Annotated in this window: 14 protein-coding genes; 7 read left to right on the top strand and 7 right to left on the bottom strand. The window is 47.0% G+C overall.

Annotated elements, in window-relative coordinates:
* The first annotated feature begins 72 nt into the window (after positions 1–72).
* The 4 genes from J2W69_RS11865 to J2W69_RS11850 all read left to right on the top strand — a co-directional run bounded on the left by J2W69_RS11865 (position 73) and on the right by J2W69_RS11850 (position 8,695).
* The gene (locus J2W69_RS11865) at positions 73–1,593 is read left to right on the top strand and encodes a fumarate hydratase (protein ID WP_310278602.1); all 1,521 of its coding nucleotides are present in this window, start codon (positions 73–75) and stop codon (positions 1,591–1,593) included.
* Positions 1,594–1,645: 52 nt separating this feature from the next.
* Positions 1,646–3,667, top strand: coding sequence for a S9 family peptidase (locus tag J2W69_RS11860; RefSeq protein ID WP_310278600.1), 2,022 nt, complete (start codon positions 1,646–1,648; stop codon positions 3,665–3,667).
* Between the two features lie 85 nt (positions 3,668–3,752).
* Positions 3,753–4,115 (top strand): MmcQ/YjbR family DNA-binding protein, encoded by a 363-nt coding sequence (locus tag J2W69_RS11855; protein ID WP_310278597.1) that lies wholly within the window; start codon positions 3,753–3,755, stop codon positions 4,113–4,115.
* 20 nt (positions 4,116–4,135) lie between these two features.
* The gene (locus J2W69_RS11850; protein ID WP_310278593.1) at positions 4,136–8,695 is read left to right on the top strand and encodes an EAL domain-containing protein; all 4,560 of its coding nucleotides are present in this window, start codon (positions 4,136–4,138) and stop codon (positions 8,693–8,695) included.
* A 10-nt stretch (positions 8,696–8,705) separates the two neighbouring features.
* Here the strand turns inward: J2W69_RS11850 and J2W69_RS11845 are convergent, their stop codons facing one another.
* Positions 8,706–10,562, bottom strand: coding sequence for a M48 family metallopeptidase (locus J2W69_RS11845; protein WP_310278590.1), 1,857 nt, complete (start codon positions 10,560–10,562; stop codon positions 8,706–8,708).
* A gap of 5 nt (positions 10,563–10,567) precedes the next feature.
* Positions 10,568–11,158 (bottom strand): LemA family protein, encoded by a 591-nt coding sequence (locus J2W69_RS11840; protein WP_310278587.1) that lies wholly within the window; start codon positions 11,156–11,158, stop codon positions 10,568–10,570.
* Between the two features lie 224 nt (positions 11,159–11,382).
* Between J2W69_RS11840 and J2W69_RS11835 the strand changes: the two genes are divergently transcribed.
* Positions 11,383–14,409: a di-heme oxidoredictase family protein gene (locus J2W69_RS11835; RefSeq protein WP_310278584.1), complete on the top strand. Its 3,027-nt coding sequence runs from the start codon at positions 11,383–11,385 to the stop codon at positions 14,407–14,409.
* Between the two features lie 68 nt (positions 14,410–14,477).
* Here J2W69_RS11835 and J2W69_RS11830 read toward each other — a convergent pair whose 3' ends face one another.
* Complete coding sequence (locus tag J2W69_RS11830) at positions 14,478–14,852, bottom strand: IS1096 element passenger TnpR family protein (protein ID WP_310278581.1); 375 nt, start codon at positions 14,850–14,852, stop codon at positions 14,478–14,480.
* Between the two features lie 678 nt (positions 14,853–15,530).
* Between J2W69_RS11830 and J2W69_RS11825 the strand changes: the two genes are divergently transcribed.
* Entirely contained in the window at positions 15,531–16,328 is a 798-nt protein-coding gene (locus J2W69_RS11825; RefSeq protein ID WP_310278578.1) for a polysaccharide lyase, read from the top strand.
* Positions 16,329–16,579: 251 nt separating this feature from the next.
* Positions 16,580–17,374 carry a polysaccharide lyase gene (locus tag J2W69_RS11820; protein ID WP_310278575.1) on the top strand — a complete coding sequence of 265 codons (795 nt, stop codon included), beginning with the start codon at positions 16,580–16,582 and terminating at the stop codon, positions 17,372–17,374.
* 112 nt (positions 17,375–17,486) lie between these two features.
* On the opposite strand, the gene J2W69_RS11815 is transcribed toward J2W69_RS11820, so the two are convergent.
* The 4 genes from J2W69_RS11815 to J2W69_RS11800 form a co-directional block, all read right to left on the bottom strand.
* Positions 17,487–17,735, bottom strand: a complete 249-nt coding sequence (locus J2W69_RS11815) for a VF530 family protein (protein WP_310278572.1) — start codon at positions 17,733–17,735, stop codon at positions 17,487–17,489.
* Positions 17,736–18,054: 319 nt separating this feature from the next.
* Positions 18,055–18,717 (bottom strand): hypothetical protein, encoded by a 663-nt coding sequence (locus J2W69_RS11810; RefSeq protein WP_310278569.1) that lies wholly within the window; start codon positions 18,715–18,717, stop codon positions 18,055–18,057.
* Positions 18,718–18,789: 72 nt separating this feature from the next.
* Positions 18,790–19,047, bottom strand: a complete 258-nt coding sequence (locus J2W69_RS11805; protein WP_310278566.1) for a VF530 family protein — start codon at positions 19,045–19,047, stop codon at positions 18,790–18,792.
* Positions 19,010–21,028, bottom strand: a complete 2,019-nt coding sequence (locus J2W69_RS11800) for a hypothetical protein (RefSeq protein ID WP_310278564.1) — start codon at positions 21,026–21,028, stop codon at positions 19,010–19,012. Before J2W69_RS11800 ends, J2W69_RS11805 begins: the two co-directional genes overlap by 38 nt.
* Between the last annotated feature and the right edge of the window lie 76 nt (positions 21,029–21,104).

Below are 21,104 nucleotides of genomic sequence, written 5' to 3'. Positions count from 1 at the left end.
CAACTGACATTAGTTAACCTGAACATAGAAAATGCCGCCAGAGCAGACTGGGGCTACATATAAGGGCACAATATGACCGTCATTCGCCAGCAAGACTTTATCGACAGCATTGAAGATGCGTTGCAGTACATCTCTTTTTATCATCCGCTGGATTTTGTGCAGGCTTTGGAAAAGGCCTATCACAAAGAACAAAACCAGGCCGCCAAAGACGCCATAGCCCAAATTCTGATCAACTCCCGTATGTCGGCTGAAGGTAACAGGCCAATTTGTCAGGACACTGGTATTGTCACCTGTTTTGTTAAAATTGGTATGGACGTCAAATGGGATAAAACCGACATGACGGTGCAGCAAATGGTCGATGAAGGCACACGCCGTGCTTATCTGAACCCGCATAACCCGCTGCGTGCTTCTATAGTGGCAGATCCTGCCGGTGCCCGTAAAAACACCCAGGACAACACACCTTCTGTGGTGCATATAGATATGATTGCAGGTCACCATGTTGAAGTGGCTATTGCTGCCAAAGGCGGTGGCTCTGAAAACAAAACCAAAATGGTGATGCTCAACCCGTCCGACTCAGTGGTGGAGTGGGTGCTGGAAACGCTGCCTAAAATGGGAGCTGGCTGGTGCCCACCAGGCATGTTAGGCATAGGTATTGGCGGTACAGCTGAAAAAGCTGCAGTGCTTGCCAAAGAAGCGTTGATGGAGCCTGTGGATATTCAGGACTTGCTGGAAAAAGGCGCTGAAACTGCCGATGAAAAACTGCGTGTTGAGCTGTACGACAAAGTGAACAAACTGGGTATTGGTGCTCAGGGTTTAGGTGGTTTAACCACAGTTGTGGATGTAAAAATCAAATCTGTTGCCACTCACGCTGCATCAAAACCTGTAGTGATGATCCCAAACTGTGCTGCCACACGTCATGTGCATTTCCACTTAGACGGTTCAGGCCCTGCGGTATTAACACCTCCGAAGCTGGAAGACTGGCCGGAAGTCACCTGGGAGCTGGGTAACAATGTGCGCCGCGTCAATTTAGACACTGTGACTCCTGCTGATGTGCTGGAATGGAAAGCAGGTGAAACTGTATTGTTGTCCGGCAAAATGCTGACGGGCCGTGATGCAGCACACAAACGTATTGCCGATATGATGGCCAAAGGCGAAGCGCTGCCAGAAGGCGTTGACTTTAAAAACCGCTTTATTTATTACGTTGGCCCTGTGGATGCCGTAGGTTCTGAAGTGGTAGGCCCTGCAGGCCCCACAACGGCGACCCGTATGGATAAATTCACTGACCTGATGTTAGGTCAAATGGGTTTATTGGGCATGATAGGTAAGTCTGAACGTGGCGACAAAACTGTTGAAAGTATTAAAGAGCACAAAGCTGTGTATTTAATGGCTGTGGGTGGTGCTGCATATTTAGTCTCCAAAGCCATTAAAAAGTCCCGTGTTGTAGCTTTTGCCGACTTAGGTATGGAAGCTATTTACGAGTTTGACGTAGAAGACATGCCTGTGACAGTGGCTGTTGACAGTCAGGGAAATAACGTGCATAAACAAGGACCTGCTATTTGGAAAGTGAAGATAGCTGAACTTGCCAATAACTAAAAATGATAAACAACGCCCTGACCTTCAGGGCGTTTTTTTACTGGGAGAAACTATGAAAGCCTGGATCTTTCTCACCGCTGCGTTGCTAAGCGGTGCCGCTGTCGCTAAAACCCCGCTGACTATCGAACACTTAAATAAATTAAATAAAGTCTACGATGTAGTGGCGTCCCCTGATGGTCGTTATTTGGTGTACGGCCAGAAAAATGGGGGTTTTGCTCCTGCTGACAGCAGTGCTGATTTGTACCTGATGGATTTGCAAGAAGGCAATAAAATCAGTCGTTTAACCTTTAACGATGACAAAGAGCATGCAGTAACCTGGAGCAAGGACAGCAGCGCTTTGTATTTTATTGCTGGCCGCTCTGGCAGTTCACAAGTCTGGCGCTTGCCTGTGGCTGGCGGTGAGGCTCAGCAAATTACTGATTTACCTATAGATGTGGACGGCTTTTTAGTTTCAGCAGACAACAGCAAAATAGTACTGCAAATGGCAGCCAAGCCGGGTTGTGAAACTTTATCCTGCACAGTCGAAGCCAAGCAAGTCAAAGCCGGCCAGCAAGATAGTGCCATGGTGTATGACCAGTTGATGGTGCGCCACTGGGATACCTGGGCGGATGAGTTCAGAAGTCATATATACATAGCCGATTTAACGGGTAAAAAAGTCACAGACGCCAAAGACTTATTGCCTGAATGGAATACCGATATAGCAGGCATCAAGGAAGTGTCTTTTACACCAGATGGGAAAAATCTGGTGTTCAGTGCGAAAATCCCAGGGGTCGATCAGGCCTGGCATAGCAACTTTGATATTTTTCAGGTCTCGGTGAAAGGGGGCGAAAAAATCAACTTAACCCGTGACAATGCGGCATGGGATGCTAAACCTTCGTTCTCCAGCGATGGGCGCTTTATGGCCTATTTAGCCATGAAAAAACCTGTATACGAAGCCGACCGTTTTGGTTTGATTTTACTGGATATGGTGACGGGGCAGCGTAAAGAGCTGGCGCCTGAGTGGGACAGATCCATCAGCGATTATAAATTTGGTGCTGACAACAGAACCATTTATGTCACAGCGCAAGACACGGGCCAGCATGGTATTTTTTCTATCAACACCAGCTTTGGTGATATCAGCAAAGTCTATGCAGACGGCACAGCCAATGACTTAAATGTGGTAGGTAACAAGCTTATTTTTACCAATCATAGCCTCGACAAGCCAACAGATATCTACCAAATCACAGCAGAAACTGGTGCGCCAACGGCCTTAACTCAAATCAACAAAGAGGCTCTGGCTGATATTCAGTTTGCAGAATTTGCGCAGTTTAATTTCCCGGGTGCCAATGATGAAACCGTGCATGGCTACTGGATGAAACCGGTGAATTACAAAGAAGGCCAGAAATACCCAATCGCCTTTATTGTACACGGAGGCCCACAAGGCAGTTTCGGCAATATGTTTAACTATCGCTGGAATGCGCAATTATGGGCAGCTCAGGGTTATGGCGTGGTGATGATCGACTTTCATGGTTCTACCGGTTATGGTCAGGCCTTTACCGACTCTATTGCCCGCGATTGGGGCGGTAAGCCATTGGTTGATTTACAAAAAGGTTTAGCCTTTATCACTGAAAAAGAAAAATGGCTGGATGGCAACAATGCCTGTGCTTTAGGAGCTTCTTACGGCGGCTACATGATGAACTGGATTGCCGGCAACTGGCCGGAAGCATTTAAATGTTTAGTCAATCATGCTGGTTTATTTGATATGCCCAGCTTTTACGGCAGCACTGAAGAGTTATGGTTCCCAGAGCATGATTTAGGAGGGCCGGTCTGGAACAAAGACAGTGATTATCAGAAATTTAATCCAGCAGCTTTTGTTGATCACTGGAAAACACCTATGTTGGTGATCCACGGTTTAAAAGACTACAGGGTGCCTTATGCACAAGGCCTGGGCGCTTTTACTACTTTGCAACGTAAAGGTATTGAATCCAAATTAGTGATTTTCCCCGATGAAAACCATTGGATTTTAAAACCACGTAATGCAGAACGCTGGTACAACGAAGTCTTTGACTGGATGAAACTGCATACCCGCAAATAACAACTCGCTGAAGGCAACCGGGAAATGTAGGGGCGGGTTTTATACCCGCCCGTCTAATGAAACCGCGGTGCAGGTGGAGGTGAGTATGCAATTTACTGAAGTACGAGACTACTGCCTCGAACTGATGGGCACAGAAGAAGACTTTCCTTTTGGTCCTGAAATTTATGTCTATAAAATAAAAGGTAAAATCTTTGCTATCCTTGGCACAGACCATGGAGAAGGGCGACTGAATTTAAAATGTGATCCGGACCAGGCTCTGGCTCTGCGTGATATTTTCCCGGCCATCAGCCCTGGTTACCATATGAATAAAAAGCACTGGAATACGGTGCGTTTAAATGACACAGTGCCAGAGCAGGAAATTAAACGACAAATCGATCAGTCCAGGCTATTGGTCATTCACTCTTTACCAAAAGTGCAGCGACAGACATTATTGATTGTGAAAGACTAAAAGGATCGATTCGGACTGATATGCCTAAACCTGCTTTCCCTTTAACTGCTATTCGTATCGTGCTGCTGTATTGCTGTTTTGCTTTGTTCTGGATTTTTGGCTCTGACTATTTATTGCATTTAACTGTCAGTGATCCTCAAACCAATTCATTGTTAGGCACGATGAAAGGTGTCGCCTTTGTATGTCTGAGTGCCAGCTTTATTTACCTTTTGCTGGCAACCTGGCGTAAACAGCAGTTTTTTGACTCTGAAGTCACTGTCCGATACAAACAACTGCGTATTGTGGCTCTTATTCTGGCTTTTATGCTGGCGATACCTGCTATGGCTGCCATTACGAAATGGGTGCATGGCAATCAGCTAAAAACTCAAGCCATGAAAGATTTGCGTACAGTGACTGATATTAAAAAGCAGCAACTGGAACTCTGGTTGGCCGAACGGCAATACGATATCAATGCCTTATCCCGCGACACTTCATTCCGGCAAAAGTTGCAGCAGTATTTCGAACAGGGGGATAGAGCGCAACAAGCCGATATTCGTAACAGACTGGCGTCTTTCATTGCCGAACATTCGTTTAGCTCAGTCTTGTTGTATGACGCACAAGGCCAACAACATATTGCCTTGGGTGCTGCATTAAAATTTGATGTACTGGGCGCAGGGCAAAATTTATCTCAGCCTTCAACCCACTGTGATAGCAAAGGAATAGACAGATATTGCCAACTGAATTGGTATCTGCAACTGGCGACAGGTGAACAGATCTACCAACTGGTGTTTAGTGTCGATACCAGTGTCTATTTGTTTCCGGCTATTCAGAACTGGCCTGTCTCCAGTCCAACAGCAGAGGTTTTGCTGGTGCAGCGTCAGGACCGCGCTGTGGTCTTTCTAAATCCGTTGCGGCATCCTCAGCACGCTTTATTGAATGAAATTGATACAGATATAGATGGCCCCTTATTGGCCGCCAAAGCGTTGCGGCAACGGCAATTTAATACCGCAGAAGCGCTGGATTACCGCAATCAGCCCGTACTTGGGGCTTACACACCAGTGCGGCAAACCAACTGGATGCTGGTCAGTAAAATTGATGTAGCTGAAGTACTGCAACCTTTAGGTACCTTGTTGTTATGGCTGTCCATTATTTCAGGCACTTTATTAATGTTGCTGGTGCTGGGAGCCTTGTTTTACTGGCGGGAGCTGATTCAGTCACACCAGTTGGCATTGGCTGCCAAACAAACTGAGCAGGACAAAACAGTACAGGCTTTTTTTGAGCTGCCCTTTTCCGGTATGGCTATTTTGTCCCGAACTCATTTGCCTTTTATCCGCGTCAATAAAAAGCTGCAGTCTGTGTTGGGGTATGCTGAAACTGAATTGCTGGCCTTGTCTTTACGCGATTTAGCACAAAGCCCAGAACAATTTATCGCAACCAGTTTTTCCTCCAGAGAACAGATCTCAACCGAGTCTGATATTCAGTTGCGTCATAGCTCAGGCCGGATACTGACCGTCAAATTGATGATGCAACGCTTCAGTCAGCAAGGGCAGCCTGATCTGCTGCTGGCCACTTTTGAAGATGTCACTGAAAAACGCCAGTTGTATGCTGATTTAAGCCGCAGTCATCAGCAACAGCTGCACAACTCTCAGCAACTGGATACCATTTTAACGGCAAGCTCAACAGTGCTGCATCGGATTGAACTGGACGGTATCAGTTGTAAAACCAGTTGGGTCAGCAGCAATATTGAACGGCTGCTTGGCTATAGTGTTGAAGAGTCATTGCAGGACCAATGGTGGGAAAAGGGGGTTCACCCCGAAGATAAACCTTTCGCCAGCGGCGCCATAGAGCAAACCTTGCTGCACGGCCATTATCGCCACGAGTATCGTTTTTTTGATGCGTCAGGCGCTATTCGTTATATCCGTGATGATTTAAGGCTGCTGCCTGCACAGACTTATGATCACCAGCAAATTATTGGCGCTATGGTCGATATCACTGAGCTGAAACAGGCCAGGTTCGAGCTGGAAGCCAGTAACCATAAGTTAAAAACCTTATTTAATACCATGTCGGAAGGCCTGGTGTTGCACGATACAAGCGGGGCTATTGTTGATGCCAACCCTTCGGCTGAGTTGATGCTGCACTGTTCTTTAGACGAAATGCGCGGGTTAATCCCAAGAGTAGAAGACTGGAAAACCATTTACGAAGACGGGTCAGAATTCCCATCAGAGCTTTATCCTAGTAACGAAGTGTTGCGTACTTCTTTACCAGTTCGTGATGTGGTGATGGGCATAGAGCGAGCCAGGGTGCAACGTTGGTTAAAGCTCAACGCAGAACCTTTATTCGAACAAGAGCAACTGTCAGGAGCTCTGGTGACCATAGATGATATCAGCTCAGAGGTTGCAATTCGACGCGAGCTGAAACAACGAGCCCTGGTAATGTCTAATCTGGCGGATATGGCAGCTCGCTTTTTACAACACAGTGACTGGTTGCAGTTGTTGCGTAGCATGATGCCGTCGGTCAGCCGTGCTTTAGCCGTCGATGCCATTTATTTGTACCAGAACCATATGCAGCAGGATCTGGTCACAGGTGAATTATTAACCCAGTGGCGACGGGATCAAAAAGAACATGTCCGTACTTTTAAGCAACTGAATAATAAAATATCCCGCTGGTACCCTGCCATTCAGCAACTGGCAAAAGGTTCTGTGGTGGCCGGGCTGGCACAGGATATGGATCAGATGCTGCGACCTATGCTGAAACGCTTTCGTATTCAGGCCATTGCTCTGGTGCCTGTAATGGTGGATGGGGAATGGTGGGGCTTGCTGGGTGTGGAACAACATCACTCCTGCCGTGAATGGAATCAGGTCGAGCTGGATGCGCTGAAAATGCTGGCTACCGCTTTGGGCAACGCGGTGAAACGTCAGCAGTTTGAGTCCTCATTGCAACAGGCTGCCGCTGTATTTGAAAGTACCCGCGAAGGCATTATGGTGACTGACGCGTCCAACCGTATTATTCAGGTGAATCAGTCTTTATTGCATATGTTGGGTTACGAAGAGGCGGAAGTGCTGGGGAACAGCCCTGCCATGTTTGCTTCAGGACGGCATGATCAGAGCTTTTATACGAAGATGTGGCAGCAGCTGAGTAAGCATGGACACTGGCAGGGAGAAGTTTGGAACAGACGCAAAAATGGTGAAATTTACCCTGAACTGCTCAGCATCAGCACTATTGTCGATGCAAGCCAACAAATCACTCACTATGTGGCTGTATTTGCAGATATTACTCAGCTGAAAGCTTCAGAGCAGGAGCTGGCTTATCTGGCCCACCATGATGTGCTGACCGATTTACCTAATCGCTTATTAATGAGTTCACGCTTGCAGAATGCGGTGGATATCGCAAAACGTGATCAGCACCAGTTTGCTGTGCTGATGATGGATCTGGACCGCTTTAAATACATTAATGACAGCTTTGGTCATCCGGCTGGTGACGAGTTGTTAAAACTGGTGGCCACCTCGTTAAAACAGCGATTAAGGGATATTGATACCGTAGCGCGTTTTGGTGGCGACGAATTTATTATTCTGTTGGAGCAATTACATCAAAGCGAAGACGCAGCCCGATTTGCCACACAATTGATCAACGACATGAGTCAGCCCTGGATTTTGAGCAATAACGTTGAAGTACGTATTGGTGCCAGCATAGGTATTTCTATTTATCCTGATCATGGCTCTGAAGGTGAAACCCTGCTCAGTAATGCCGATGCGGCCTTATACAGAGCAAAAGAGCAGGGGCGTGGCCGTTTTGCCTATTATTCAGATGATCTAACGCTTTATGCCCGTCAGCGTATTGAATTGGAAGCCAGATTAAGAGCGGCTTTGCAGCTGAAGCAATTTTTAGTCTACTACCAGCCACAAACAGATATCAAAACCGGCCTTATAGTGGGTGCAGAAGCTTTAGTGCGCTGGAACGATCCGGTAGAGGGTCTGATACCACCAGGGCGTTTTATCCCGATAGCAGAAGACACAGGACTGATAGGCGCTATTGGCGATTGGGTGCTGGCTGAAACCTGCCGTCAGGGGGCTGCATGGCGTGCTGCTGGTTTACCCGATTTAAAACTGGCGGTGAATTTATCCTCTCATCAGTTCAGCCATGGCGATATAGGCGCACAAACGGCGCAGATTTTAAAGGATACAGGTTTTCCGGCCGAACTGCTGGAGCTGGAACTGACCGAAAGCGCCATTATGTCGCGGGAGCAACAAGCCGGACAGGTCTTGGCCGACTTGAATCTGATGGGAATAAACCTGGCAATTGACGACTTTGGCACTGGCTATTCGTCTTTTGCTTATCTGCAGCGTTATAAGCTGGATGTACTGAAAATAGATAAAAGCTTTATCGATGATATGGCAGATAACAGTGAAAGTCAGGCCATAGTGACAGCTATTATTTCGATGGCGCATATTCTTGGCTTAAAGGCCCTGGCAGAAGGGGTGGAGCAGCAGGAACAACTGGATTATTTACGCCAACAAGGTTGTGATTATTATCAGGGCTATTTATGCAGTAAACCTTTGCCAGCCAAAGACTTTGAGCAGTTGATCCGCAGTCAGAATGCCTGACTGCGGTATTTTAGCCTGAATACTGATCAGGGCTGACAGGGATTTCCAGCAATAACACCAGAGCATGCAATAACAGCTCTTCCTGCTCATTGACCAGTTCGTCGGCATGCACTGCCATTTTCAACATTTGCCACAATTGTTGTTTCAGCCGGGGCGCACTGTGGATCAGGGCTGGTAGCTGTTCACTCAGCAGTTGAAAACTGACGGGCGGGCGGGCTGTTGAGGCTGGCAAACCAAGCACCTCTAAACCCATTTTCCAGGACTGATCCTGTAATTCTTCGTGTTTGGCCTGCTGTGCACATAAAGACAACAGTGTCAGCACAGGCTGCTGCACCTGCTCCAGACTGCTGCTTTGATCACGGCGATGCAGCAAAGAGGAGTCAAACTGACTGCCAACACAATGTTGTAACCAGTTTAACAGGGCCCATTCCAATAAATCTTCTTCACCATCACACTGACTCAGGTTCTGGCAAAGTTGCTGAAATTGAACAAACTGCTGGTGTGACATTTGCTTTAAACCCGGCACTGCAATTTGCAGCAACTGCAGCTTTTGTTTGCCTGATAAACGGCTGACATCGTCATATAACTTATCGACGTTTTGCATCAGTTGATGGTCGCCAAGGGCTTTGACCATAGCCCATTGTTTGGCTAAATGTTCGGTTTGAATAAGGCAAGCGCAACACAAAGCAGGGGCTGAGGGAGCATGGCGGCTGCTGTGCAGTAAAAAAGCCGGCAAAGCGGCCAGTACAGCCGCAGTTTTTTGCTCTGTCGTTTTAGCCGCAGTAGATGGTTCTGTGCTGCTTTGTTGTTTTAATTGTGCTTCTGCCGGAAACACGCCGTTCCAGTTGGGGTCCAGCCGTTTGATACGCTGTGGCAGCGGTGGGTGGGTGGCAAATAAACTGGTCCAGCGGCTAATGGCTTCACCAAAAAATAAGTGGCTCATTTCATCTGCATTGGGGTTTTTTATCTTACTACCGTAACTGGCGCCACCAATGGCTTTTAGTGCTCCGGCTATGCCTGCAGGGTTACGGGTAAACTGCACTGCGCTGGCATCCGCCAAAAACTCGCGCTGCCGACTAACTGCGGCTTTAATCAGGCTGCCAAAAAATGTGCCTAAATAACCCAGTATCATCAGGCCCAGTGCCAGACCAAGAATACCGCCGCCGTTGTCTTTGGATTTAGAGCTGCTGGCAATCACAGCCTGTCTGCGGCCACCGCTGCGCAGCAGGAAGTAACCGGCATGACCAATACATTCGATGCCATGCAACAGCGCAATCAGCCGAATATTCAGCTTCATATCGCCGTTTAAAATATGGCTGAATTCATGGGCTATCACACCTTGCAGTTGATCACGGTCCAGCAGGTTCAGGCAACCCTGAGTGACACCTATCACTGCGTCTGCCGGTGAATAACCAGCGGCAAAAGCGTTGATGGAGGATTCTGGCGTTAAATAAACAGGCGGCACAGGTACGCCTGCTGCAATAGCCATTTCTTCAACAATATTGAGCAAACGCTGCTGTTTATCGTCCGCCAGATGATGTTCCACCAGACGACCGCCCAGCGCTTTGGCAACCACCTGACCACCCTGACTCAATTCAGCCTGTTTGATACTGATCACTGCAGCTATGATCACAAAAACAAACAAGCTGACCCAGCCCATCATTTTCCATGGCAATTGTTCAAGCCAAAGCGGATCCGCAGGATTTAACAGCAACTGGTACTGTTCAGGAGCCATGATACCTAAAGTGATCATCACCAACAGATTGGTCAGCACCAACAGGGTGATCACAGCTAAGATAAACAGAAAAACCAGCAATTTGGTATTGCCGCGCGCCTGATCCTGAGCCGCAAAAAAATTAGTAGCCACAGGACTCAGAAGCTCACTTTAGGTGCGGCCTGAATAGCTGCACTGTCGGCAAATTCCAGCAGTTTGGCATCGTTCTGATGACCAAAAAAACCGGCAAAAATAACAGGAGGGAAACTTTGTTTGTAGCTGTTGTATTCAGTCACTGCGTCATTAAAAGCCTGACGGGCAAAAGCCACCTTATTTTCAGTGCTGGTCAGCTCTTCAGTCAGCTGCATCATATTCTGATTAGCTTTTAAATCCGGGTAGGCTTCCATCACCATACTGAATTTGGTCATGGCACCTTGCAAAGCGGATTCAGCCCCGGCCAACTGGCTGATCGCCGTCGCATCACCAGGCTGAGCGGCAGCTGCTGTCAACTGAGTCATGGCACTGTTACGTGCAGCAATCACAGCTTCCAGTGTGTCGCGCTCGTGCGACATATAAGCTTTGGCGGTTTCCACCAGATTAGGAATTAAGTCGTAGCGGCGCTTTAACTGCACTTCAATTTGAGCAAAGGCATTTTGAAAGCGGTTTTTCAGTTTCACCAGTTGGTTGTAAATACTGGCAATAAAAAACAGGATCACAGCGGCAATCACTAAGGTAATAATGGTGGTCATGGGATTTCCTTTACCAATGATAAAATTAAACAAACACCACTGTAGCATTGTAAAAATTAGTTGAATAGCATCAACCGCCTGTTGTCTTGTGGTGGGAAGAACACAATTAATTACAAAACATAAGGGTGCATTGCCTCATGATTTCAGCCGTTGTAGCCGCTTTGTTTAAAAGCGTCCTGGCTGACGTGGAGAAATTCGTTTGGGATCATTTGGGAGTGAAGGGTATGAAGCCTTGTTCTGTTAGTCAGTTTTTTATGCACAGGTTCAGGCTGAAAAGCGCTCTGATGGTCCCTGTGCTGCTTTTGTTTGTTGCAGCTTGTGGTGGAGGAGACAACAGCACTGTGCCTGATGATACAGGCTCTGGAACTCCGCCTGTCATTATTCCTCCTGTTGTGATACCACCGCCTGTCATCACACCACCTCCGGTGGAGACTCCGCCAGTCACTCCACCACCACTGGAAGACTTGCCTGAGCCAGAACTTGAAGCTGCACCTGATGCGAAAACAGCGCCACTGCCCAAAGCGGATGCTCCTTCCTTGCCTGCGCCACCGGCTGAGTTAAGAATTGCAGCCAATTACGGTAAAACTGCGTCCGGCTCACCTGTGGCTGTTGTGGCAGCCAGCTCCTCTGGCGATGAAAACGCCACTAATACTGCTGCTAAAGCCATAGATGGCGACATGACGACACGCTGGGAAAGTGCGTGGGGTGAGGATGTTGCAGATGCAGACAAGGCCTGGTTGCAGTTTGATTTTGGTACCAAAACAGCCATTGGTGCTATGAAGCTGTATTGGGAAAATGCCCATGCCAAAGAGTACGCTATTTATGTGTCAGACGATGCGCAAAACTGGTATCAGTTGCGTTATATGGTGGGTTCAAAAGGGGCTACAGAAGAGTTTCTGAATCTGGATGTCCATGTCCGCTATCTGCGTTTACAAGGCATCAGCCGCCAAACTCAGTATGGTTATTCTCTGTTTGAGGTGGAGTTTAATACCCCAGGCACCGAGAACTCCATGCCTGTACTGGATACCTCTGTGTTGGCCTACCCACAAAGTGGGGAGGGCCGCACGCCACTGCCAGCACCGGCTGAACCTATTGAAACTGTCAGTTTTACCTTAGCCGACGGCACACTGGTCACCCGCTTTGGTATGGTGGGGCGCTCCCGTCATGCCCGGGAGCGGGGGGAGGACTGGAATGAGATTGGTTTTGGTGTGAATGATACGGTAGATGCAGCAGGCAATCCACAGGATAAAGGCCCTGGTGCTCATTTGAATTTTATTGCTAACTATTTTAAAAACCGCACCTGGGGTGTGGAGTTTATCGACAACAGCAATGTAGTTGGTGTGACTGAACCCAAAATCATCGTCAACCAGTACTTCCAACAAGCACAAAAGGGCGGTGGTCATGCTTTTGTCCGCCGTTTTGATGAGCCGGGCGTGACAGGTTTTGGCTGGATGAGCCCGGGGGATTTGCTGGATGATTCTACTTATCATGATGAAGGCGCTGCTTGTCCTGTAGTCGCCAAACCTGCCAATGGCGTGTTATTGCGCCCCGACAGCGGCTACAACGGCGTGATTGGTGCTAATGATGGCTGTAGTGTGGTGTTTGACCGCTACCCGGGTCACAGAGCACTTTCTGCCAATGTCGATGGAGTTCTGGTACCAAACGGCAGCAGTGTGAACTCCCGAGTGCTGAAAAAAGGCGATGTGATTGAGTTCACCAGTTCGTTTTTCTCCACCCGTGCTGCCATGGATGCCATAGGTGACAACGGCGCTTTTCGGTATTACACCAACGAACTGACCTATGTGATGGGACAAGGACTAAGGCCCTGGTACGGTGTTCAGCCCCGCCTGATGAATGAACCTTTGCCAGAACCTACACTGCAAGGCGGTCTGGGTTCTGTGTCTTATGATTATGCCGATAATCCAACTTTTATGTTTCAGCAGCCGCACAACACTATTGGCATGCAGAATATGCAGCGTTTTATGGAAGGGCGTCGCTGGTTACATACCAACTTATGGACAGGGGTTCATAACGAAGAGGGCAATGACCGCAATGACGCTGGTCGTCAGTTGCAAGGCCCACGCTTTAATCAGTCCTCCTGTTTTAATTGCCATGTAAACAATGGCCGCAGTGTGGCACCCACAGTGCGTAATCAACGACTGGACACCATGGCAGTGCGGGTTGGTGCTACAGGCACTGATGCCAATGGCCACTATCTGCCTCACCCCATTTACGGTCAGGCGCTGCAGATGAATGGACGTTCTGTCAGCACAGGCGAGATGCAAAACTGGGGCAATGGCGCCTGGGTTTCAGGTTTTACCAGCAGTAATGTCACTCTTGCAGATGGCACAGTGGTTGAACTGCGTAAGCCCACTATTGCCTTCGAAGGGCCAGAACCTGAGGTCTATTCGGTGCGCCAGGCTCAGCCTTTGATTGGTATGGGCTTGCTGGAAGCCATTTCAGACGAAACCATTTTATCCCGTGTTCGCAGCGCACCAGATGCCGACGGCGTGCTGGGAACGGCCAATTATGCCTATGATCCTGAAACCGGAGAAGTTCGTTTAGGCCGTTATGGTTGGAAAGCAGGTAAAGTCAGCTTACGCCATCAGGTGACGAATGCCGCTTTGCTGGATATGGCCGTTACCTCCCCTGTTTATCCCAAACTGGACTGCTTAGCTGGTCCGAAACATTGTGATCCGGCGACTGCGGAACCTGGTTTGCCGGAGCAAGCCGTCACTTTAATGACTCAATACCTGCATTTGTTAGCAGTACCTGCTCAGCGCAGTGTCGTCAGTGGTTTTCCCAAAGGTGTGTCACCTTTGGCTTATCTGGACATAAACCCTGCAAAAATAGCAGCAGGCGAAAAAGTATTTAAAGACATTCGCTGTGTGGCATGTCATACCAGTGAGGTGAAAACCAGCGCCCGCTCTGAGTTTGACGAAGTGCGTCATCAAAACATTAAGCCGTATACCGACCTGCTGCTGCATGATATGGGCGAAGGGCTTGCCGACAACTTTAGCGAAGGACTGGCAACAGGCAGCATGTGGAGAACTCCGGCGCTTTGGGGTTTAGGTTATACCCAGTTTGTGGCAGGAAGCACTCCGGCTGGTTATTTACACGATGGCCGCGCCCGCACTTTAACCGAAGCTATTTTATGGCATGGCGGTGAAGCTGAAGTGATCAAAAACCGCTTTGTGAGCCTGCCAACAGCAGAACGTGAAGCGCTGCTGGCTTTTCTGAACTCCTTGTGATCCATACAAAAAAGCCCGGCTCAGATAAACTTCGCCGGGCTTTTTTATTTAAACCGAAATTAGGTTACTTAGTATTGCCTTGGGTTTCTGCCTTCAGACTCAACCACTCGCGGATATTTTATTCGGGGTTGTTTTTCAGCTTTTTTGCGTAGTTTTTTAAACTGAAATAACCAGCAATCGCCAAAATCAAACAGATAAAACAATTTGCTTCGATCCAGAGGATACACCTCATTCAGCATTTTTCCGTCATCAATACGTTGCGTATTTCTGCCCGGGGTTTTGGCGATATGAAACTCGTACAAGTGATCATTATCAAACTTCACCATAGTCTGGATAAAATAATGCAACTCAAACAATGGTGTGTTTTCTTCCACTTCAATCACCCGCCGCCACGGCTTTTTTGCTTTAAAGGGCAGGGTAATTTCAATAGTGTATAGTTCCAAACTGGCTGTCCTCTAAGTGTCAATCTTTTGCAGATTCTATTTTAAATTCTGACTTCACCTAAGTTTAGGTAAATCTCTTTCCTGTTGCATCAGAGAAAGGCTAAACAACTTATTCTGCTGAACTTTATAAATTAGGCGACAGGAATTGACCAGCATTTCTTTCACTTCAGGCAAAGCAAGCCGTTTTGCTTTGACGCTTTGCACTCTATTGCGGCTTTGCGCCTCCAGTCTACTGCTTCGTTTAAATTGGCAGCTTCCAGCACCCAAAATCCTCCAACATGCTCTGTGGTGTTCAAATAAGGGCCGCAGTTGTTGGAGCTATGAATTCTGACCAAATACCTTGCCACAGGATGTCCTTTTTCATGCATCTTACCTTCAAAGTATCGCTTGCCCTGTCTGTGTACGCCACACCTTAACTATTTCTTCTGTTCAAAATTTAGGCTAAGTCACTCTATTGATTGCACTAGTTTAAGACTGACGAAGCGGCGCAAAATAATGATCAAAAAATAAGCAATGATGCGTATCTTTCTGGAGTAGACTCGACTTAGAGTCAGATAAAAAAATTGACCAAATAGTCTGAACTCAAGCCAAAAAATACGGCTTAAGTCAGACAAGATGTGAATAAGGTCTTGCCTGGGGCCTTATGCTTGAGTAGTAACCGGGCAGAGGTTGGATTACATGAAGTCTATTTTATCTTTTACTACAGCAGTAGTACTTTCAAGCTATTGCCTAACTAGTGTCGCAGCAGAAAAACCGGGAAAAAACGACGTCTTTGTTGAGAACTTTGATGTTAAATTGTCCCAGTTTGGAAGAACACTTACATCAAAACAACGCTACGCAACATTTGCCAGAAAACAAGGTATAAAAGACACGAATGCTATTCTGGTTAAGTATCAGGGCTTCGAGCAAGGCAGTCACAGAGTCTATGCTGCAGCTACATTGCCCGTCGCCGCACTACAATACCAACTAAGTTTTTCAGTGAAATTTTGTGACAATTTTGATTTTGTCTGGGGCGGAAAGCTGCATGGAATGGGGCCAGAAAACCCAATAACCGGAGGAGATAAAATTACGGAAGAAGGCTGGAGTGCCCGACTGATGTTTGGCCGTGAGGGCAGTTTAAGTACTTACATCTATCATCAGGACATGAAGGGTAAATTTGGTGATACCAAGCTTGCACAGAATTTCCGTTTTATGCCTGGCATCTACCAAAAAGTGCAAATGGTGGTCAGTTTAAATACTGAGGTTCATTTAGCTGATGGAAAAGTAGTTGTATCGGTTGACGGTGTTGAAGTGATCCATCATGACAATATCAGATTCCGTGCCAAAGACACCCCTGCATCCTTAATCAACAAAATGTTATTCATTACCTTTCATGGGGGAGCTTCGCCTGACTGGGCTCCCAGATCTGAAGATGGAAAATACAAAACGGAATGTGCTTATTTCGACAACTTTGTTGTGAGCAAAGTGATCCAGTGATTTCCTGAGCTGGTGACTTTATAGTCACCAGCTCAGTCAGACAAAGAGTTATGGCTTTGGACCAGGTAATAAACCTTAAGCGTCAAAAAATTTGCGAACTGGCTCTATCAAAAATGCACGAAGAATTGCGCCTTTTTAAACTAAAACGAGTATCAGTAGTCAGACATGACCAGTTGGTCACGTGATCTGATTTTATAATCACACTGTGCGGCCTTTATCCGATTAAGAATCAACCAGATTGAGGCCCAGATGTGAAAAAAATAATGTTATATGCAACAACAGCAATTTTTCTTAGTGGCTGGGGCACTGATGCAGTTGCTTCTGAAAAGCCGGGATCTGCTGAAATTTTTGTTGAGAACTTCGATGCGAAACTCTCTGAGTTTGCACAATCGCTGGCAAAGAAGCGCTACGCTGCATTGGTTAGCAACTCAGGAGTGCAGGGCTCTAACGCTATTGCAGTGACGTATCAGGGTTTTGAGCAGGGTAGCTACAGAGTTTATGCGGCGGCTAAGCTACCTGAAGCAGCGCTGCAGTACCAATTGAGTTTTGCCGTGAGATTTTGTGACAACTTCGACTTTGTCCGTGGCGGCAAACTGCACGGATTGGGGCCAGAAAACCCCATAACAGGAGGCAATCCAATCACAGCTGAAGGCTGGAGTGCCCGGCTGATGTTTGGTCCGGAAGGAACTTTGCGAACCTATGTCTATCATCAGGATATGAAAGGTAAGTTTGGCGATGTTAAGGTTGCACAGACTTTTCGTTTTACACCAGGCATCTACCATAAGGTACAGATGTTGGTCAGGCTAAATAGTGAAGTTCACTTAGCTGATGGAAAAGTAGTGGTATCAGTGGACGATGTGGAAGTCATCCACCATGACAAGCTCCGATTCCGGGCCAAAGATACCCCCGCATCTTTAATCAACAAAATGTTATTTATTACCTTTCATGGTGGCGCTACACCGGATTGGGCACCCCGAACCGAAGATGGCAGTTACAAAGCGGAATGCGCCTATTTTGATAACTTTGTCGTAAGCAAAGTGATCTAGTCCTTTGTTTGTTGAACCTGGGGCTGATACTTTATGACTGCGAAGTCTCAGGCGCATTCAGACCATGTGGCATAACCTTCTTCGGACATAAAGCCAAAAGCCAGCCTCGCGGCTAGCTCTTTTGATAGAGCTTCAGTTTGATAAACAATTCTTCAACCTGAGTTCTGGCCCATGGCGTTTTGCGTAAAAAGGTCAGGCTGGATTTGATGCTGGGGTTGGAGCTGAAGCATTTCAGTGGTATTTGCTTTGCTAAAGGTGCAAAGCCACCATAATGTTCAACTAACAATTCCAGAATTTGCTGCAGGGTAAAACCGTGCAGCGGGTTATTGTGTTGTGGCTGGTTTGGGGCTTGGGTTGCCATAGGGGCTTTGCTCTGTAATAGCTAAGGGCCGGAACTGGCCGTGATAATTTTCATCGTCTGTGACCATCATCAGGGCAGAACCCGGAATGAATGGGCTGAGCTTTGATAGTTTTTAGGTTGGATCGGTTACCCTGAGACGTCAAACAATATATTGACTTAGTTTTTATGTATTGGAGACAAAACAAACCAGGAATTTTATAGCAAGAACAGCCTGCTAAAAAATTTTATCAACTCAAACTCCGGGCAAGGTGCAATACTTTGCCCCGTTTTTACGCATGACTCCCTTTTATTCGGTTTACTCATATCAGTGCCAGGTTTATTAAAGATTTTCCTTTGTTTTCGCCATAAACTGCGTTTTCAGACGTTCATATGCTTTCTTTGGGTTACTTCCATACAGGGACACATAGTAAATCAGCACTAAAGGAATAGCTAAAGAGCTTGTTTGTAAACTACTTACACAAAGCTGTGGTATTAATTCCCAAAGCTCCTGATATTGGTTAGCCGTTAGCTTGTCACGGCTCGCTACCGCGCCATACGCGAGGTTTACTGGTTTATATATGGCATGCAGCATAAACCAGGAAGTTGCCGAAACAGGTATAAGCATCAGAAAGGGTTTGATTTGTCTGACCGGAAACATGAAATAAATTGCTGCAATCAGGAATAATACAAATAGCATGATGGTATATGCGGTGTAATTGACGTCTGAAAACGATACGGATACTTTGTGATACATCGCCAACACGACCACACCGGGCAATGACATCAACAACAATTTCCCAAAGCTTTTGAATGGAGTTTTCTTTAAGAAGAACCAGCCAACCAGCGCAATGATTGTGAATACGCTGACCAGAGCCTCAGGATTAAGATTTATATAAAGTGGTATTGGTGCTCCTGAGGTCATTATCAGTACGGCAGCGAACAAGGGCATTAAGTAGTAAACAATGCCAATGCGCACAATATCCCAAAAAAGCCGTTTCGACATAGACGTATCCTTACCTGCAAATCCATTTGAGCTTTAGTACTGGCCCTTAGGGTAAAGCTGAATTATTCGGATTCAGGTTTGTTCCCCTTTTTGATAGAGCTTCAGTTTGATAAACAACTCTTCCACTTGAGTTCTGGCCCATGGCGTTTTGCGTAAAAACGTCAGGCTGGATTTGATGCTGGGGTTGGAGCTGAAGCATTTCAGTGGTATTTGCTTTGCTAAAGGTGCAAAGCCACCATAATGTTCAACGAGCAATTCCAGAATTTGCTGCAGGGTAAAACCGTGCAGCGGGTTATTGTGTTGTGGCTGGTTTGGGGCTTGGGTTGCCATAGGGGCTTTGCTCTGTAATAGCTAAGGGCCGGAACTGGCCGTGATAATTTTCATCGTCTGTGACCATCATCAGGGCTGAACCCGGAACTAATGGACTGGGGCTGGCTAAACCTTCTACTTTAAAGCCATCAATTTGCCAGAGTACCGGCCGTTCAGCCATTAAGCTGATGGGCTGTTTTGCAGTGGGGTTCACCAAAGCTAAAGGATAGACTGCACTGGCAAAAGGGCCATTGTCTGAGCTGTCCAGCACAGCGCCGGCCCAAAGCACGTCACCTTCCAGATGCAAGTCGGATATCACTCTGTTGTAGTGACGGTTTTTCAGTTTTGTTGGGCCTGTAACCTGAATTTTCTGGCTGTTCCACTGAATATTTGCTGCGGCTAAATCCAGCTCACCCCATTGTAAAAAACCAGCAGCGGTGGCTGTGCCCCGTTCACCTAAAATCACCAGATAACGATTCACATCTTTTTTCGCACAGGCCAAACCTTCGAAGTTATCGCCGTCTTGCTCCGGACTGTTGTCGCGCTCTACCGGTAATTCAAAAGTGTTCAGTACCTGGGCATAGGTCGGGAATACTTTGATATGAAACAAACGGCCAAAAGAGCCTTGCCAGGTGCCGCTTTCCGCTATTAAAAATTCGCTGTTTTTACCAGGCAGAGCACAGACAGATTCTAAGTCGTTGGCCGCCTGTCCCGCAGGCCAGTTGGTAACAAATAAGCTTTGTGCTGTCAGTTGCTGATTTGCATTTAACTGAATTAAGGTTAAGCGATCGCCCTGACGCTGAATTTTCTTATCCTGCACTGCCAGATAACGGTTTTGATCCAAAGCAGCTAAACCACTGAGTGCAGGTAAAGCGGTTTGGGATTTTGCTCTGAAAGGGGTAAACCAGCGCGGGTCTGCCTGCATTTTAAACAGCAAAGGCGACATACGTTTAAACTTGTCGACATGAGTACCACACTGAATATTATCGGTGTAATGCTGTTTCCAGGGATCATTAATTAAATACACAGTGCCGTCGTGAATAGTGATGGCTTCCAGTGCTGTTTGTACCAGCTTTTCATAAGCAGGGCAGAGGCCGCTGTCATCCGTGCTGACATAAAAACTCAGCTTCTGCACAAAAGGCGGAATACGGTTGGTTAAATCAAACACCCATAACTCGTCGTCATTTCGCGCTACCGCCACTAAATAACCCGGGTGGCCTTTAATAGGGCTGGGTAAAAACTCAATACCATTAATTGGATGGTCTTTGTCGTCCAGAACGGGAAAGGTCAGGTTAGCGTCTATTACTTTGACAAAGTTATCGCGCAGCCAAAAATCCTGAGTTAAACGGGTTTTAAATAACTGCGGCCTATTAGCAGTATTTTGCTCCAGCGCCAGATATAAATTCTGGTGATCATCAACAGCTAAACCCTCAATACCATCGTTTGGAAAATTGCCTACTTTGGCCTCCAGTGGAAATTGCACAGGCCGCACAGCCACTATTTCAGCTCGGGTTAAAGCGTTGTCGACCTGAATTTTTACTAACAGGCTGGGGTAGCTGGTGGAGTTGGTCTGGCTGAATCTTTTTTTACACTCAGGGCTTAGTTCATAGGCTGACGCATCTTCAGTGACCGTAATTAAAGTGGTTTCGTCAATGCGATCCCAGGTCAGGGCTTCGAAGTCAGGTTTGTCACTCAAGTACCCATAAAAACAGCTGTTTTTCAGGCTTTCGGCGACAGTAATTTGAATAGGCTGAGTCACAGAAGCGCCTGTGGCCGGATCTATTCTGAATAACTTCATTCTGGTGCTTTCATGAGCACTTTGGTCGCCAATCACCACTAACTCACCTTTACGGTAAGTAACGCCCGATGTTTGAGGGTCCAGTAAGGTTTGACCTTCTAAATCAGTCAACCATTGGCCTTTCAGTGCCGTTTCTGCATTCAGATCCCCGCTTAAGCTGGCGATAGCCAACAAGGTGAACAAGGATTTGGATAAATTGATCACAGTCTTCGATCCATAATTCAGGGCATATTCAGATGGCGCCTAACATACGATCTACCGGAGTATTTCGCCAGCGAAA

The organism is Rheinheimera soli (assembly GCF_031457405.1).
Taxonomy (GTDB): Bacteria; Pseudomonadota; Gammaproteobacteria; order Enterobacterales; family Alteromonadaceae; genus Pararheinheimera; species Pararheinheimera soli_A.
The sequence above is the reverse complement of the archived record's forward strand: the minus strand, read 5'-3'. Positions and strand labels throughout refer to the sequence as shown.

What these genes read in the sequence shown, in the direction of transcription:
- J2W69_RS11865 (WP_310278602.1), top strand. Translation starts at nt 73, where the DNA reads ATGACCGTCATTCGCCAGCAAGACTTTATCGACAGCATTGAAGATGCG.
- J2W69_RS11860 (WP_310278600.1), top strand. Translation starts at nt 1,646, where the DNA reads ATGAAAGCCTGGATCTTTCTCACCGCTGCGTTGCTAAGCGGTGCCGCT.
- J2W69_RS11855 (WP_310278597.1), top strand. Translation starts at nt 3,753, where the DNA reads ATGCAATTTACTGAAGTACGAGACTACTGCCTCGAACTGATGGGCACA.
- J2W69_RS11850 (WP_310278593.1), top strand. Translation starts at nt 4,136, where the DNA reads ATGCCTAAACCTGCTTTCCCTTTAACTGCTATTCGTATCGTGCTGCTG.
- J2W69_RS11840 (WP_310278587.1), bottom strand. Translation starts at nt 11,158, where the DNA reads ATGACCACCATTATTACCTTAGTGATTGCCGCTGTGATCCTGTTTTTT.
- J2W69_RS11835 (WP_310278584.1), top strand. Translation starts at nt 11,383, where the DNA reads ATGAAGCCTTGTTCTGTTAGTCAGTTTTTTATGCACAGGTTCAGGCTG.
- J2W69_RS11825 (WP_310278578.1), top strand. Translation starts at nt 15,531, where the DNA reads ATGAAGTCTATTTTATCTTTTACTACAGCAGTAGTACTTTCAAGCTAT.
- J2W69_RS11815 (WP_310278572.1), bottom strand. Translation starts at nt 17,735, where the DNA reads ATGGCAACCCAAGCCCCAAACCAGCCACAACACAATAACCCGCTGCAC.
- J2W69_RS11810 (WP_310278569.1), bottom strand. Translation starts at nt 18,717, where the DNA reads ATGTCGAAACGGCTTTTTTGGGATATTGTGCGCATTGGCATTGTTTAC.
- J2W69_RS11805 (WP_310278566.1), bottom strand. Translation starts at nt 19,047, where the DNA reads ATGGCAACCCAAGCCCCAAACCAGCCACAACACAATAACCCGCTGCAC.